The following is a 15,235-nucleotide window of genomic DNA, read 5'->3' on the forward strand; positions in this document are numbered from 1 at the left end:
ATCATATATTTCGGTATTTCTTTTTCTGTAAAAATTATTTTATCAACGGTTACTGATTGTTTAACCGTCCTTAGATTCAATAAAAAATGCCCCCAATTCCTGGAGGCAAAATATATAAAGGATGCTGTTTCTCAAGCATTACATTTTTCGTAAAAGCTTTTTCTGACTTTGATACTTTTCATTAAGAGCTTTAAGCTGATCGCGTTTCATTTTTTTTGTAGCAAGAGGGTGATTCAAAATCAGTTTTTTTTCTGTATTGTATCTCTTGTCAAGCTCCCGTGATTTGATATTGATCAACTCAGTTTTTGTCGGGTGCGGAGGAACGGGCGGACTTTTCTGTGCATGAGCACTGGTCGATAAACCTAATAGCAGTACTGTTGATATCAAAAAATTTCTCATAACATTTACTTTTTATGAATGATTTAATGATTCGTTATGATCACTAAAACTCATTCAGGTTTACATCAATATTACATATATCATACCAGAGTTTTCATTATTCTCAAATTAAAGTACTACTGCAAGATAAAAAAGTTTCTTTTTATCCCGGCGATCTTAGACATTCACATCACTCCTAGTTTTTAAGCAGATCTGACAGCGCATCATCCATAGCAGAGTAAGCAAAATGAAATCCGCTTTTGATTAATTTTTCAGGATATACATTCCTGCTTTTCAGCAAAAGTTCGGTTTCTGTATTTAAAAATATTGAAGCTATTTCCAGCTGCCAGACGGGAGCATTTAATCCAAAAGGAATCTTCAGATGCTTTCTCATCTGCTTCATAAGATCCTCATTTGATAAAGGATTGGGAGCTGTAATATTAATTGGACCTGAGATGTCTTGATGCTCAATGATCCATTCAACCGCTTTGCAGAAATCCTGAATATGTATCCAGCTCACTTTCTGCTGCCCTCTACCCTGCTTTCCACCCAGTCCAAGTTTGGTAATCGTCTTTAATTTTGGAAAAGCGCCACCATGAGTCCCAAGAACAATAGAGGTTCTCAAGGCCACTTTTCTTACCTCCCGACTTTCTCCTGCAAAGAATTCCTTTTCCCAGCTTTTGCAGATATTCATTGAGAAATCATCACCGACAATTCCATTTTCTTCATGATTCAGTTGTGTTTCTGAATGTACATAAATGGTTGCCGAAGCAGCATTCAGCCAGATCTTGGGTTTAACGGCACATTGATCTACAGCCTGCTGAAGTACTTTGGTACTGTCGATCCTTGAGGCATAAATTTCTTTTCTGTTTTTTTCATTATACCTGCAGTCTACAGACTTCCCGGTAAGATTAATCAGCACATCAGCTCCGTCAATGCTCTCCTTCCAGTCTCCTAATGTCTTTGCATTCCAATAAAGGTCAAAGTCACGTTTTGGGTTTCTGGTTAAAATATAAACCTGAGCTCCCTTTTGTTTAAAATATTTCTCCAGGCTTTCACCCAGAAATCCGGTTCCTCCCGCAATTATTATTTTCATTTTGTTTTTATATTATGAGTGATCAACTGTATAATCGGGCTGTAATGTTTCCCGTCAATACATGTTTAATGTTCTACAGGTTTTTCAGATTACATGATATACTTCTTTGTTTTTACTTCAATTTCAGAACCTTCTGCCAGCATTACAGAAATAGGGGTTTGTCCGTTCAGAAATCCAAAGTCTTTTCCATAAAGTCCTTTAAAATCAATATCCAGATGATACTCTTTGACCGGATAATGATCCCATTTTGGATGGCAGACCTCATATTCCGAAGTTTTATTTTCTCTTTTGGTAAAGCCATAATAATGCTCGGTAATGAATTCAAATTCAGAATCATTTTCCATAGGGAGTGTGCTTTTTTCAGCAGTAATTTGAATAGAATGCCAACTTTTGTCTTTCCATGCATATTTCACGTTCAGCTCATCACCACTAACTTCAATCTGACTGTTCATTGGCATTGTTTTATAGTTTTCTTTATAAAATGAGTTCGCCACAAAACTCAGTGCATATTTGGGAACGATCTCCCGGATAAAAACAACACCCCGTTTCCAGATATTCTTTTCTTTCTTTTTAACATAAAATCTTAAATTAACCTCTTCGAAATTCCGGTAAAAAGGAATTGAAAATCCCAGTAACCGAGTATTTAAAAACATAAATCCAACGAGGCTCACGTAACATTTGCCGTGGTAAAAATCGAGTTCAGTTCCTTCAGGAATATATTTTTCCAAAATCTCCGGATCTATTTCGTAATTGATGATGGCGAGTTTTCGCCATTCTGCCTGTAGAAAGTTCATTTTCTGTTATTTTTGTAGTTGATGGACAAGTTTCTCTATGATACAACTTGGCATATTAGGCTGTTTCGAATCAATTCTCCGCTTCTGCAGTTATCTTAATTAACTGATTTCGCTCCAGTAAGAAGTTTTGCATATAATTTTGAAGAAAAACATCATTGAAAAATCGTCCGATCCCCCCTAATGGAGACTCAAATTCAAAGATATCAATCATTAATACTTTATCGTTTTTCTTTTTAAAGATATGTTGATGTTTCATTGTTTTAAAAGCTCCTTTAAGCATTATATCCGTAAATTGGAAAGGCTTTTCCATACTTATAATTTTTGTGGTCAGGTTTTGATAAATGCCTAAATGTCTGGCCCTCCATGTAACTGTTTCATCTTTTTCAATAAGTCCGGATGTCCTTCCTGCAATTGCTTTTTCGTTGGTTTTCCCCGTTGACTTCTGATGCAGATCAATATCTCTTGCCAGATCAAAAACCTTATGAATATCTGCGTTGATGAAGGTCTCTAAATAAATTGCAGCCATCTTTATTCTTTATTCTTTATTCTTTATTCTTTATTCTTTATTCTAAAACGTCTCCTTTTTCTCCAGGTCCGGTAATGCCTTATCAATTCTTTCTGCCAGTTCCGGCAGTTTGATCGTGGGAACTGCTGGAAAAAGATGATGTTCCATGTGATAAAACATACTGAAGGTAATTTTATTTTTCCATGATCCGCGCTGTGTTCTTGCGATACTGGGATTTTCATGGGTATCATGATGGACAGTCCAAACCGCAAAAAATGCCATCAAAAACTCTCCAAACAACATGATGAACATGTGGTACATCAAAAAATGAATCTGGAAATAAAATACCGTGAACATAAACGCTGCAATCGAAATCAGCTCAATCATCATATTCCTTTTATATTGCTTATTGGCTTTTTTAAAAGTAATCCAGTGAATCAGAAACATATGTTTAGGTCCGTACAGGATCGCTTCATACCATTTCATAGAAGCTGATTTCCCTTCGTAATCCTCTTCTGATAGACAGAATTTATGATGCCTGATGTGATTGAATTTTACGGCGTGAATAGATGTCATCATTAAAATACTGTTCAGATACAGGGACAGCCAGGTGAGGGACTTTCCAGTTCCTAAAGCATTATGAAAGCCATTATGGACCTGTCTCAGCGCGGTCAGAAAATAAAATCCTGAAAATGGAAGAGCCAGCCAGTAATATCCGTGATAAGCCAGTACCATCGAAATAAAAAACCATGGCAGACTGATATTATTTTCGATGAGCATTTCTTTAACAGAAAGATTCCTTAGATCTTTCCATTCTACTTTTCTTATAAGTTCAAGATGGTTCATGATTTCAATTTTTTAAAGAGTAAGCCAGATAATAAATGCCAAAGCAGTCATTCTGAAAAGGATCCATGAGATGGTAGGAAGATAGCTTAATTTCAGCAGTTTACATCTTCTCAGGTGTTCAAGAAACATAATCAATACGACTACTCCAAAATAGGTGATATAAAAAACTGGAGTAAAATGAGTGAATAAAGCGGGAATGAGAAGCAAGGTTCCCATGAGAGAAACTGTCATCATATTGCCGAGATAGTCCCAGATTTTCTCTTTCAAATATTTTTTCAGAAATACTACCTGCCAAAGGATCTGGCCAATACATACGGTGAGTTCCCTCAAAAAATTGTGGCTTAAATTAAATCCTAGTTTCCCTGAAAACACACTCAAAATATAAGCTGAAAAAACGACTACCAGAACGATGTATGTTATTCTGTATTTAAAGTTGAAATCAGGAATGCATGCCTGGTCTGTCTTGTCGCCGGCAGATGGAATAATCTGTTTCCGGTTATAAGAAACGAATGAATACAGTTTCTTAAAGAACCAGTAAAGAGGCAGAATTCTGGCCATTTTTTCCATCAGAGGAAAAGAGTTTCCAATGATCAACAGAAGACTGTCCAATCCGTAAACAACTTCATTTTTGTTGTGATCTATTAATGCGATTTCATTTTTCGCACGGACAAAATCGATCATAGATTTATTGACGGCAGACATTTCTGTAAAGGCTTCTCTCCCATTCTCATCAAGCATTCCGCATTTTGTAAAACCTTTAGAATAGATATTACACATTGGACATTCATTGTCGTAGATCAGGGTGTGGTTTTTTAAGGTTTTCATGATGATTTATTTTAAAAAGTTAGAAAATCTCCCCGGGTTCTTTTATTGGAGGATCTGAAAGTGATGTACATCCAGATTTTAAATATCAATGTTTTCATGGTCTGTTAATTTTTCTTTATTCATAGCATGTTTACGGCCTTTCAGGAACAACAGAAGATTGAGGAGCATCATCAGTCCGAGATAAATAGAAAATCCTCCGATCTTTTTACTTAAAGCAACCACCAGTCTTTCTAAAGTTTCAATCTGAAAGAATTCAATGATGCATAAAGCAAATCCAATATTCAGTAGATAAAAACCAATCTTAAAAAGAGAGTTGGTAGCCATTGCGATGTCTTTTTTCTGGTGAAAAATATCGATCATAAATGTCTTTGAATTTTTGAACAGAAACTGTGATACCAGTACGGTAAGAGCAATTACAACCGGTAAATAGATCATGTACGCTGTAAAATTGTACGTCGTGGTTAAAACTGGTGTGGTCATAGCAGTATTATTTTAATGTTAATTTGTTTCTTAAGAAGTAAAGGGCAAAAATGTTTATATAGTGCAGGGCACAAAGAATCATGGTTATAGATCCAATTCGTATGGCTGTGACGGCAATGACTTGCTCCATAGAGTTAACCCGATCCCAAAAAGCCAGATTAACTGCGATATAGCCAAGGTTCAGCAGATAATAACATCCAAGAAGTATCCTGTTGATGGTAAGGCACATGTCCTGATCATGGATAAGATACTCCAGATAAGATTTTCCCGCCTGGAAACATCTCCTTCCAACATCCACGGTCATGTAAGAGCTCACTGTAAGGAAAATAAGGTATGACACTATATTAAACATCTTATAAATATTATATTTTCAGTAATTTTTGAAAATTAAATTCAAATAAAAAAGGATTCAAATCCTCTTCTATTTTAACAGGTTGGTGATCTTACCGACCAGCCAGTGATCATCGCTTTTGATCGCCAGATCCATAATATTATTGATCTTTCCGGTCACAGAACTGAAATCACTCATCAGCTTTATAAATTCTTTGGCTTCTTCAGAATCGTTATCTTCTATATTCTTCAGTTCTTCAAGAAATGAAATAACAGGTTCTATTTCTCTTTTTCTCCGCTCTTTTGTGATCTGTTTGAAGAGGTACCAAACGTCTTTTTCTGCTACGAAATATTCTTTACGGTCCCCTTTGATGAATTCTTTCCTTACAATTCCCCAGTCTATCAAAGCACGGAGATTCATATTGGCATTTCCTCTTGAAATCTCCAGCTGTTCCATCACTTCATCCGTAGAAAGCGGTTTACCGGTAGCCAAAAGCAGTGCATGTACCTGCGCCATCGTACGGTTGATTCCCCAGTTGGTCGCGAATGTTCCCCACGTCTGGATGTACTTTTCTTTTGCTTCTGAAAGTTTCATTTGTTTCTCCATTTCTTAATTCTATAGCAAATGTAATTATATTTTTTGAATTTTCAATAATTTTTGAAAATTAATTTCACTTCAATGCTCCCATAACACATATCTACTTATATAACAGTCATTTAAACACAAAACCATCTGCGTCTTTCATCTTTATTAATTCATTTTATTTTCGTAATACCAAATAGATCAAGGACATCATACCTATACAGAAACTGACCTTCCCACAACCTCAGAAACTGTGGCACAAAAAATGATGGATTTTCCCATATCATATAATCATTGAAAAATGGACACAAAATCAGAACAGCACATTATACAGATGTTTCAAAATCAGAAACAATTCTTTGCAACCCGTGAGACTCAATCGCTTCATTTCAGGATTAAGCAGCTGGAACATTTCAAAAAAGTATTTACAGAACATACCGATGCCCTTTGTGAAGCTTTGTTTACTGATCTGGGAAAGAACAGACAGGAAGCAGAATATGCTGAAATAAAGCTTGTCGTAGACGAATTGGATTATTGTCTGGCTAATCTTGAAACATGGGCAAAACCTATTGAACAACCTACCATTAAGCATTCTTCAGGGAGTGAAATGCTTAGTAAAATTACATTCCAGCCCTATGGTGTCACCTATATTGTAGGTCCTTTCAATTATCCGGTTCAGCTCACGTTCAGTCCTTTAGTGGGAGCGCTAATGGCAGGAAATACAGCGATCATCAAGCCATCAGAAAACACCCCTAATGTCGCCAATGTTATTGAAAAAATTGTAAAAGAGGCATTTCAGCCGGAATATGTAACCGTGATTCAGGGCGCTATAGAAGAAAATACTCTCCTACTGAGTCTGGACTTTGACTATATTTTCTTCACAGGAAGTCCCAATGTAGGAAAGATTGTGATGAAAGCTGCTGCCGAAAAACTGATTCCTCTTACTCTTGAATTGGGAGGTAAATCTCCTACCATCGTTCATAAAGATGCTCATCTGGACAAAACTGTTGAAAGAATTACAAGAGGAAAGTGGATGAACTGCGGGCAAACCTGCGTGGCACCCGACTATATTTATGTCCATGAATCCATCAAAGATGAACTGATTTTAAAACTCAAGGCTTATCTGGATAAAAAGTATCCGGATTCTTCATTGGGAAAGATTGGAAAAATTGTATCCCGGCAGCAGCTCAAGCATCTTGCCGGTTATTTAGAAGCAGCTAAAGATAAAGTAGTTTATGGAGGAACATATGATGTAGAAAGCCGTTATTTTGAAGCCACATTAATGGATAATGTAACATGGGATGATGCTGTGATGCAGCAGGAAATATTTGGCCCGATCCTTCCGTTTTTGACGTATACAGATATCAATGTTGTTTTGGATGAAATTAATGCCCGTCCTAAACCACTTGCTTTATATATATTTTCAGAAGACAGCAATTTTGCTGAAGATGTGTTGAACAGAACCACCAGCGGGGATGCTGAAATCAACAGTACGCTGATCCATGTAGGAGCACATTTTCTGCCTTTTGGAGGAGTTGGAACTTCTGGTATGGGAAAATACCATGGTAAATACAGCTTCGAAACCTTCAGCCACACCAGGTCTGTTCTGGAACTTAAATAATAATCAATAAAGCTGGAGAATAATACAGTTCGTATTTTGTGAGACCAAAAAGCAGCAACAGATATATTTTCTTCATCTTTATTAATAGGTTTAAACATAAAGAAAAAAAGAAATCTCCGGGGAGATTTCTTTTTTTTTTAATATTATTTTGAAATTGCTTTATAGCTTTCGATAAGTCTTACAAATTCAGACCTATAGCCTTCGGTATCGTTTGCTTTCCCCTGTCTTGCCAGGTTTTCAATCTCAGAAAAATCTTTTTTGCGGATCAAATCAGATTTTCGAAGGACGAGCCCAAACCAAGCTACAGATGACGCAAATTTAAAGTCAGAACTTGCTGAAGAGAGTTTTCCGGAAGCGTTTCCAACAACCTGACTAATCTCTTTACTGGCATCTCCATCCGGCTTTTTATACCTGAACTTTACCGTTGCCAGCTCACTTCCAAAATCTCCTGAAGATTCTGTACGGGTATATTTCAGACTGCTGTCGTTCGGAAGAAATTCTGATTTCGTCCCTGCAGGAATGATCTCATATAAAGCCGTTACCGTATGTCCGCTTCCCAATTCTCCCGCATCAATCTTATCATTGGTAAAATCTTCATTCTTCAGTTTCCTGTTTTCGTAACCGATCAAACGGTAAGAACTTACATATTTGGGATTAAATTCAACCTGGATCTTCACATCTTTAGCAATTGCATACATACTTCCTGCAAATTCTTTTCCCAGAAATTTATTGGCTTCCTGAAGGTTATCTATGTACGCATAATTTCCATTGCCTTTATCTGCAAGTGTTTCAAGCATATTATCTTTGTAATTCCCCATTCCGAAGCCAAGACAGGTAAGGAAAACACCGGATTTTCTTTTTTCTTCAATGAGGGCCTGCACATTGGAAGTAGAAGAAGCCCCGACGTTAAAATCTCCATCAGTAGCGATAACAACACGGTTGTTACCACCTTTAATGAAGTTTTCCTGCGCCAGTTTATATGCCAGTTCGATGCCCGCTCCACCAGCTGTACTTCCTCCTGCCTGAAGATTATCCAGAGCAAGCATAATCTTTTCCTTCTCCTGAGCCGAAGTCGGGGTCAGAACCATTCCTGCACTTCCTGCATATACTACAATTCCTACTTTATCCTGCGGTCTGAGCTGGTCCAGCAATACTTTGAAAGAGGATTTCAGAAGAGGAAGTTTATTCGGTGAATCCATCGACCCTGAAACATCAATGAGAAACACAAAATTAGATGCCGGCAGCTTGTCCATAGCGATATTCTTTCCCTGAAGGCCAATCTTCAACAGCTTATGATCCGGATTCCATGGGGCATCGCTGTATTCTGTATTTACTGAAAACGGATCGTTATTTTTAGGTTGGGGATAAGTATATTTAAAATAATTAATCATTTCTTCAATCCTTACCGCATTTTTATCTACAGCCTGCCCGTTATTAATCATTCTTCTGATATTGGAATAGGCAGCATTATCTACATCAATAGAAAAGGTCGACAACGGCTGATTTTTTGTCAGTTCAAAAGGGTTTTCTACAAATTCGTCATATCCCTCATTATCTGAAACCGGGTTAGGTTTATATTGATTAATGGTTTGCTCCATCTTCTCCATTCTTCTTTTTTCCTTTCTGGAAAGTCTTTTCGTCTTCACCACAATTACCCCGTTTACACCTCTGCTTCCATACAATGCAGATGCTCCAGCTCCTTTTACCACTTCCATACTTTCAATCTTTTCAGGATTTAAGGTACTAAAGTAATTCCTTCCCTCAACTTTACCGTTGACAACAATTAGCGGTTCATTCGTACTGTCCAGGCTTTTCATACCTCTTATAACGATTGGATTGTTATTATTTAAATAGCCAATGTTAGGTGTACCAGGTTTATTTGCCATCGCATTCCTATTCCTTCGCTGACTTCCATACGCCTGTATCTGAATGCCTGCTACCCTTCCCGCCAGTGCCTGTGAAACATTACTATTTGAAGCAATATAATTTGGCTGTATAGTACTTGATGCTGACGATTGAGCAGCATTTTTTTTCGTTGCCATCAGACTTGTGACCACTACTTCTTCAATACTTTTTGTTGTTGTGGTATCATCCCACTGTTTTCTTTTTATTTGTGGAGCAGAAATCACAGTTTGATCCTTCTTTTTAATATAATACTCATCCGTTGAGTAGTCGGACCGTTTTAAAGCAAAAATTTCATCGTTCTTCTGAGCAGCTGCAACTCTACCTCTATCCTTGGGAACCTTAGCATCTTCATAGGCCAGATCAGGCAATTTTTGTGACAATTCTGAAGCTTCGATTTCTTTTTCAATCTTAGATCTGACTATACTGTCGGTTGCACGAACACTGTTCTTTTCAGAATGGGTTTCGGTTCTGTTTTTTACGATTAAAGGTTCTGAACTTTCATGAGTTTTATCTTTAGTGATAAAATAAAATGCACCCAATCCAATCATTAAGCTGGCCGCAATTCCATAAGGAAACCAAACAGGCAGTATTCTCTTTTTTTCTTCTTTTTTATCTAATTGTTCTTCAACCTTTGCCCAAACATTATCAAAACCCGGAAAAACAGCCGGCTCTTCTGAAAGCTTGGAAGCATCATTGAATCTTTTATCTATATCTTGATTATTTTCCATTGCACTAAAATTTAAATGTTCTGATTGATCAAAAGTTCCTGTAGTTTTTTCCTTGCAAAATTGAGCTGGGACTTTGAAGTTCCTTCACTGATAGAAAGCATGGTCGCAATTTCTTTATGCGGATATCCCTCAATCGCAAACAGATTGAAGATCGCTCTGCAGCCTTCAGGAAGGAAATTCAGCAGACTCAGAATGTCTTTCTCAAACGAAATGCTTTCCGATAATGTGCCGGATGATTCTACAAAACTGTCATCCATGGAGACGAATTCTGCTTTCGTTGCTCTCAGTTTCTGCAGACATTCATTAACGGCAATTTTTCTTGCCCATCCTTCAAAAGTGTCGAGGTTCTGGAGTTGGGTGATCTTCGTGAATATTTTATAGAAAGTATCGGCCAATACTTCTTCAATATCTTCATCATTTTTAAGATAGCGTCTGCAGACTGAGTACAGCTTGCCCGCCATTTTCTCGTAGACTCTCCGCTGGGCACTTCGGCTGCTACGCTGGCATTCTATTAGTAATTCTCTTTCCATAGTCAGGCTTTATTCTCTTATAGATGCATTATTTTTTAAATAGGTTGGAAACATTTATTATTTTTTCGAAAAAAAATTCAAAAATATTTCACTTGACAATCAGCGAATTGGTGCTCTGCGCTTCATTTTCTTTGTTTTTTTTCATTTTCAAATTTAACTTTTCCCTTTGTAACAAATCTTTACTATGAACGACTATTCATATAAATAATCTTTTTATAGTAATGAAAAATACCAAAATTGCCTCATTACTTTTTGTTTTGTCTGCAGGAAGTATGATGTTTGCCCAAGATGACTTGATCAACAAATTAAAAAACAATCAATCACAAAATGCTAATTTTCAGTTCACAACATTGAAAGATGTGGGTGCAACTTCAGTAAAAAATCAGGGTTCATCTGGAACGTGCTGGAGCTATTCAGGGAATTCTTTCCTTGAATCTGAAATGCAGAGAATGGGTAAAAAACCTGTAGATCTTGCAGAAATTTTTACAGCAAGAAATTCTTACCACGATAAGGCTAAGTTATATGTCCTTAACAGCGGAGCCATCAGCTGGGGTGACGGAGGGGAACTGCATGATGTAATCAATATGTATAAAAAGTACGGTGCAGTACCTCAGGATGTCTATACGGGACTACAATCAGGACAGACCCTTAATAACTTTAAGGAAATGCAGGGGAAATTAAAACCGGTTCTTGACAGTCTTGTTCAGGCAGGTTCAAAATCAAAACTTTCAGATAACTGGATGGACTCTGTAGATGCTATTCTTGATCAATACTTAGGAAAAGTTCCTGCTAACTTTACTTATGAAGGGAAAAATTACACCCCTAAAACATTTGCTAAAGAAGTTGTAGGAATCAATCCTGAAGATTACATCGAAATATCTTCTTATAAAGATTATCCTTACTATCAAAAGTTTGTCGTTCCAATTCCTGATAACTGGAGTCATGATTCTGACTGGAATGTTCCGATGAAAGATTTAACAGCTATTGTTGACAATGCGGTAAACAAAGGATATTCTGTAGGATGGGCAACAGATGTTTCAGAGCCTTATTTCTCTTACAAAAATGGTGTGGCTTATGTTCCGGATATGGATCTGAATCAGATCACTGCAGAAAACAAGCAGACTTTGTTCACTGAACCTAAAAAAGACAAAACCATCACAGAAGATATGCGTCAGAAAGCACTTAACAATCTTTCTACAACCGATGACCATGGTATGCATATCGTAGGACTGGCAAAAGATCAGACTGGAAAAGAATATTATATGGTTAAAAATTCATGGGGTGTAACCAATGACTTCCAAGGTTACCTATATGTAACAAGACCGTATGTAGAATACAAATCAACAGCTATTCTGATTCATAAGAATGCAGTGCCTAAAAGCATCCTTAAGCAGTTAAAGCCTACTAAAAATATTGGTTTATAATACAAAATCACTGTTACCGTTCATCCGGTAATTTTAGATATTTAAATCTGTTAAAAACCGCGCTCCAAAGTTTTTGGAGCGCGGTTATTTTTATTTGACATACTATTTTTATATAAATTATTTCGCTATTTAGTGAAAATATCATATTTTTAATCAACAACAAATTATCACATATGAAAAATTTAAGAAAACTGGTAAAATCAGATTTAAAGAAGATTAATGGAGGAAATGCACCGGAATGTCCGGAAGGAACAACAGCCTGCTACCATCGTCCTCAAAACGGTATTCCAAGCCACTGGACCTGTGAACCAGGTGTAGGATGCCCTAAATAAAATAAAACCCGCTTTCAGAAATTCTGAAAGTGGGTTTCTTTAAAAAAATAATTAGGTAGAAAATTAAATATAAATAAGTGAATTGTCAATGTATTTACAACGCTGCACCAACTGGTCACGAAGTAGATTCACAATCCATAATTGTCTTTTAGTACAATACCCCTAAACTTTCAGCTGAAAAATTTAAAAGCTCATCTGTATGACCTTCTTTTACTTTTTTTACCCATTCAGGGTCTTGTAAAAGTGCACGGCCAACAGCCACAAGATCAAAATCTCCTCTTTCCAATCTTCTGATTAATTCAGACAAATCAGCTTTTTCAGATCCCTGTCCGGCAAATGAACCCATAAAGTCTCCTTCCAGTCCTACAGAACCCACCGTAATTGTTGGCTGCCCCGTAATTTTCTTGGCCCAACCTGCAAAATTCAAATCAGAACCTTCAAATTCAGGCTCCCAAAAACGACGTTGTGAACAGTGGAAAATATCTACTCCAGCCTCCTTTAAAGGTAACAGCCATTCTTCCATTTCAGAAGGAGTAGCCGCCAATCTGGATTTATAATCCTGCTGCTTCCATTGAGAAAGACGGATAATAATGGTGAAATCCTCTCCTACTGCAGCTCTGATAGCTTTAACAATATCAACAGCAAATTTGCTTCTCTCTTTTAATGTTTTTCCCCCATACTCATCGGTTCTTGTATTCGTTACTTCCCAGAAAAACTGGTCGATCAGATACCCGTGAGCTCCATGAATCTCGACAACATCAAATCCTAAATCTTTCGCTGATTTGGCAGAAGCTGCAAACTGTGCAATCGTATCCTGAATATCTTCCAATGTCATGGCAGAAGCTTTCTCCATATCAACCAATGGATAGTCTTCCGAACTTCTTGTATCTCCTACATGCCAGATCTGAGGTCCCATTTTCCCACCATTCTGGTGAACAGCATTAATCACGTTTTTCCATCCTGCCAAGGCTTCATTTCCATAGAAATCAGGAATATTCTGTACATTTTTTGAAGCCGGTCTGTTAATTACAGTTCCTTCTGAAAGAATTAATCCAACATCTGAAGCTGCTCTTCTTGCATAATATTCTGCAATATTTTGGGTTGGAACTCCATTATCAGATTGTGCTCTTGTCATAGGAGCCATTACGATTCTATTTTTAAGTTCCAGATTTTTGTAAACAAATGGTTTAAATAATGATTCTGTGCTCATTTTTAAATTGGTATTTTATAATTGTTACACAAAGTAACTAATAATAGTTCACATTTGTATCTTATAAAGAAAAAAAGTGGTAACTTCGCAGTAACTTACATTAGTAACTTAAAAGTAACGCATGGTAAAGAATGAATTGATGAAATACAGCTGCCCTTTGGGCAAGGCTATGTCTGCATTGGGAAGCAAGTGGAAGCCAATCATTGTGTTGGTTATTAAAGACCGTAAACTCCGTTTTGGAGAACTTGCTGTACGAATTAATGTGATCTCCAGAAAAGTTCTTACCGATCAGTTGAGAGAAATGCAGACTGATGGATTGATCATCAGAGAGGAATTTAAAGAACTCCCTCCAAGGGTTGAATATTCATTAACAGAAAAGGGATTGGCACTGCTGCCGATTTTATATTTGCTGGAGGAATGGGAAGCTAAATTTGATAATAAGGAAGTGCAGCATGATAATGATTGTAATTTGATTGATAAGAAAATGAAAAAGGTTATTGAAGCTTAATATTGATATTTTTATCATTTAAAATTAATTACTTGCGATTCTATTTCTGTACTCCATAATAGGTTTTTCTATGAGCTGATAAGAAATAGCAGCAGTGATAAATGACAAAATAAAGAAAATAATAAACTTTAAAGATCCCGGAATGAAATTAAAATATGAAATTTCTAAAATTCTGTAAACCAACCAATGGGTTAGATATAGTGAATAAGAAATCTTACTGATGAAAGTAACAGATTTTATTATCAACGGATTATCAGATACATACCCTTGAAAAAAAGGAAATAATATAGCAATTCCGATTCCCAAAACAGAAAAATAAGTTGTATTGAAATACTGCATATCAATAAATTGACCTTTAAAAACCATGTATTGGTTAAAAGATAAAATACTGATACCTGCTATTAATAATACGTACTTTTTTGAGAAAATTTCATTTTTAAAATATTCAAATCCATAAGCTGCCAAAATCCCGTAAGCAATAGAATCCAGACGGAAAAACGCGATCTTTCTAATTCCTTCATAAAAGGTAAAGTCATACTCCGGAAAAGCTAGAAGTCTCATTAGTGAAAAGTAGAAAATAAATACAAAAATTCCGATTCCAAATAATTTTTTACCGGATATTTCGGGATTCATTTTTTTTATCATAAAAAGAATAGCCGGAAATAATACATAAAACCATTCTTCAATACTCAAACTCCATGAAACTCCAAAAAATGTAGACTGATGTTGAAAAAAATTCTGAATGAAAAATAAATATTTCCATACACTAAAATCACCATTTTTCACCGGATCAAGAAAGTAATTTCCAACCGCATATACGACTAGCATTACAAAATACAAAGGTAATGTACGAAGCCAACGCCTAATCAGAAACTTCTTCAGTTCCTTTTTTATATTATCCGAATTAAAAACATTAATCAATAATTTCCCGATAAGAACACCACTTAGAATAAAGAAAAGTTCCACACCAAAAAAACCGCTGAAAAAAGAGTAAAAAAATGACTTAGTCCCAGAATATACGTACCCTAGCACATGGCCAATCATAACCAGCAAAATGGCTATTCCACGAATAACATCATACCCGAAAATTCTTTTCATCACATTGTTTTAATAAATTTAAATAAAAAAACCGCTTTCTTT

The 15,235-nt window shown here is 36.3% G+C and carries 17 protein-coding genes; 4 read left to right on the forward strand and 13 right to left on the reverse strand.

Features of this window, described 5'->3' with window-relative positions:
* Nucleotides 1-138 precede the first annotated feature (138 nt).
* The 9 genes from IW16_RS22760 to IW16_RS22800 all read right to left on the reverse strand — a co-directional run bounded on the left by IW16_RS22760 (nucleotide 139) and on the right by IW16_RS22800 (nucleotide 5,849).
* Nucleotides 139-399 carry a hypothetical protein gene (locus IW16_RS22760; protein WP_034750198.1) on the reverse strand — a complete coding sequence of 87 codons (261 nt, stop codon included), beginning with the start codon at nucleotides 397-399 and terminating at the stop codon, nucleotides 139-141.
* Between the two features lie 175 nt (nucleotides 400-574).
* Entirely contained in the window at nucleotides 575-1,474 is a 900-nt protein-coding gene (locus tag IW16_RS22765) for a TIGR01777 family oxidoreductase (RefSeq protein WP_034750201.1), read from the reverse strand.
* Between the two features lie 89 nt (nucleotides 1,475-1,563).
* Nucleotides 1,564-2,268, reverse strand: a complete 705-nt coding sequence (locus IW16_RS22770) for a YqjF family protein (protein WP_034750204.1) — start codon at nucleotides 2,266-2,268, stop codon at nucleotides 1,564-1,566.
* A 70-nt stretch (nucleotides 2,269-2,338) separates the two neighbouring features.
* Entirely contained in the window at nucleotides 2,339-2,794 is a 456-nt protein-coding gene (locus IW16_RS22775; RefSeq protein WP_034750207.1) for an SRPBCC family protein, read from the reverse strand.
* A gap of 42 nt (nucleotides 2,795-2,836) precedes the next feature.
* On the reverse strand, nucleotides 2,837-3,619 hold the full coding sequence (locus IW16_RS22780; protein WP_034750210.1) for a fatty acid desaturase: 783 nt from the start codon (nucleotides 3,617-3,619) through the stop codon (nucleotides 2,837-2,839).
* A 12-nt stretch (nucleotides 3,620-3,631) separates the two neighbouring features.
* Nucleotides 3,632-4,444, reverse strand: coding sequence for a thiol-disulfide oxidoreductase DCC family protein (locus IW16_RS22785; protein ID WP_034750215.1), 813 nt, complete (start codon nucleotides 4,442-4,444; stop codon nucleotides 3,632-3,634).
* A gap of 78 nt (nucleotides 4,445-4,522) precedes the next feature.
* Nucleotides 4,523-4,924 carry a hypothetical protein gene (locus IW16_RS22790; RefSeq protein WP_051890651.1) on the reverse strand — a complete coding sequence of 134 codons (402 nt, stop codon included), beginning with the start codon at nucleotides 4,922-4,924 and terminating at the stop codon, nucleotides 4,523-4,525.
* Between the two features lie 7 nt (nucleotides 4,925-4,931).
* Complete coding sequence (locus tag IW16_RS22795) at nucleotides 4,932-5,276, reverse strand: hypothetical protein (RefSeq protein WP_073174848.1); 345 nt, start codon at nucleotides 5,274-5,276, stop codon at nucleotides 4,932-4,934.
* A gap of 69 nt (nucleotides 5,277-5,345) precedes the next feature.
* Entirely contained in the window at nucleotides 5,346-5,849 is a 504-nt protein-coding gene (locus IW16_RS22800; protein WP_034751290.1) for a GbsR/MarR family transcriptional regulator, read from the reverse strand.
* Nucleotides 5,850-6,138: 289 nt separating this feature from the next.
* Here IW16_RS22800 and mdlD point away from each other — a divergent pair, with 289 nt between their 5' ends.
* A complete protein-coding gene (mdlD, locus tag IW16_RS22805) occupies nucleotides 6,139-7,458 on the forward strand; it encodes an NAD(P)-dependent benzaldehyde dehydrogenase MdlD (protein ID WP_034750225.1) in 1,320 nt (439 codons plus the stop codon).
* 143 nt (nucleotides 7,459-7,601) lie between these two features.
* Here the strand turns inward: mdlD and IW16_RS22810 are convergent, their stop codons facing one another.
* Nucleotides 7,602-10,091: a vWA domain-containing protein gene (locus IW16_RS22810; protein ID WP_034750228.1), complete on the reverse strand. Its 2,490-nt coding sequence runs from the start codon at nucleotides 10,089-10,091 to the stop codon at nucleotides 7,602-7,604.
* A gap of 11 nt (nucleotides 10,092-10,102) precedes the next feature.
* Entirely contained in the window at nucleotides 10,103-10,621 is a 519-nt protein-coding gene (locus IW16_RS22815; protein ID WP_034750231.1) for an RNA polymerase sigma factor, read from the reverse strand.
* Between the two features lie 221 nt (nucleotides 10,622-10,842).
* Between IW16_RS22815 and IW16_RS22820 the strand changes: the two genes are divergently transcribed.
* Both IW16_RS22820 and IW16_RS26785 read left to right on the forward strand, forming a co-directional pair.
* The gene (locus IW16_RS22820) at nucleotides 10,843-12,045 is read left to right on the forward strand and encodes a C1 family peptidase (protein WP_034750233.1); all 1,203 of its coding nucleotides are present in this window, start codon (nucleotides 10,843-10,845) and stop codon (nucleotides 12,043-12,045) included.
* Nucleotides 12,046-12,218: 173 nt separating this feature from the next.
* A complete protein-coding gene (locus IW16_RS26785; RefSeq protein ID WP_165572029.1) occupies nucleotides 12,219-12,377 on the forward strand; it encodes a bacteriocin-like protein in 159 nt (52 codons plus the stop codon).
* 148 nt (nucleotides 12,378-12,525) lie between these two features.
* Here the strand turns inward: IW16_RS26785 and IW16_RS22825 are convergent, their stop codons facing one another.
* Entirely contained in the window at nucleotides 12,526-13,587 is a 1,062-nt protein-coding gene (locus IW16_RS22825) for an NADH:flavin oxidoreductase (protein WP_034750236.1), read from the reverse strand.
* Nucleotides 13,588-13,708: 121 nt separating this feature from the next.
* Between IW16_RS22825 and IW16_RS22830 the strand changes: the two genes are divergently transcribed.
* On the forward strand, nucleotides 13,709-14,095 hold the full coding sequence (locus tag IW16_RS22830) for a winged helix-turn-helix transcriptional regulator (RefSeq protein ID WP_034750238.1): 387 nt from the start codon (nucleotides 13,709-13,711) through the stop codon (nucleotides 14,093-14,095).
* A gap of 24 nt (nucleotides 14,096-14,119) precedes the next feature.
* On the opposite strand, the gene IW16_RS22835 is transcribed toward IW16_RS22830, so the two are convergent.
* Complete coding sequence (locus IW16_RS22835) at nucleotides 14,120-15,193, reverse strand: acyltransferase family protein (RefSeq protein ID WP_034750239.1); 1,074 nt, start codon at nucleotides 15,191-15,193, stop codon at nucleotides 14,120-14,122.
* Between the last annotated feature and the right edge of the window lie 42 nt (nucleotides 15,194-15,235).

The sequence above is a fragment of the Chryseobacterium vrystaatense genome (assembly GCF_000737765.1).
GTDB classification, from domain to species: domain Bacteria; phylum Bacteroidota; class Bacteroidia; order Flavobacteriales; family Weeksellaceae; genus Chryseobacterium; species Chryseobacterium vrystaatense.

Coding starts and splice junctions, on each gene's coding strand:
- IW16_RS26785 (WP_165572029.1), top strand. CDS start 12,219: ATGAAAAATTTAAGAAAACTGGTAAAATCAGATTTAAAGAAGATTAAT.
- IW16_RS22830 (WP_034750238.1), top strand. CDS start 13,709: ATGGTAAAGAATGAATTGATGAAATACAGCTGCCCTTTGGGCAAGGCT.
- IW16_RS22790 (WP_051890651.1), bottom strand. CDS start 4,924: ATGACCACACCAGTTTTAACCACGACGTACAATTTTACAGCGTACATG.
- IW16_RS22775 (WP_034750207.1), bottom strand. CDS start 2,794: ATGGCTGCAATTTATTTAGAGACCTTCATCAACGCAGATATTCATAAG.
- IW16_RS22765 (WP_034750201.1), bottom strand. CDS start 1,474: ATGAAAATAATAATTGCGGGAGGAACCGGATTTCTGGGTGAAAGCCTG.
- IW16_RS22795 (WP_073174848.1), bottom strand. CDS start 5,276: ATGTTTAATATAGTGTCATACCTTATTTTCCTTACAGTGAGCTCTTAC.
- IW16_RS22825 (WP_034750236.1), bottom strand. CDS start 13,587: ATGAGCACAGAATCATTATTTAAACCATTTGTTTACAAAAATCTGGAA.
- IW16_RS22760 (WP_034750198.1), bottom strand. CDS start 399: ATGAGAAATTTTTTGATATCAACAGTACTGCTATTAGGTTTATCGACC.
- IW16_RS22770 (WP_034750204.1), bottom strand. CDS start 2,268: ATGAACTTTCTACAGGCAGAATGGCGAAAACTCGCCATCATCAATTAC.
- IW16_RS22820 (WP_034750233.1), top strand. CDS start 10,843: ATGAAAAATACCAAAATTGCCTCATTACTTTTTGTTTTGTCTGCAGGA.
- mdlD (WP_034750225.1), top strand. CDS start 6,139: ATGGACACAAAATCAGAACAGCACATTATACAGATGTTTCAAAATCAG.
- IW16_RS22780 (WP_034750210.1), bottom strand. CDS start 3,619: ATGAACCATCTTGAACTTATAAGAAAAGTAGAATGGAAAGATCTAAGG.
- IW16_RS22835 (WP_034750239.1), bottom strand. CDS start 15,193: ATGAAAAGAATTTTCGGGTATGATGTTATTCGTGGAATAGCCATTTTG.
- IW16_RS22810 (WP_034750228.1), bottom strand. CDS start 10,091: ATGGAAAATAATCAAGATATAGATAAAAGATTCAATGATGCTTCCAAG.
- IW16_RS22800 (WP_034751290.1), bottom strand. CDS start 5,849: ATGAAACTTTCAGAAGCAAAAGAAAAGTACATCCAGACGTGGGGAACA.
- IW16_RS22785 (WP_034750215.1), bottom strand. CDS start 4,444: ATGAAAACCTTAAAAAACCACACCCTGATCTACGACAATGAATGTCCA.
- IW16_RS22815 (WP_034750231.1), bottom strand. CDS start 10,621: ATGGAAAGAGAATTACTAATAGAATGCCAGCGTAGCAGCCGAAGTGCC.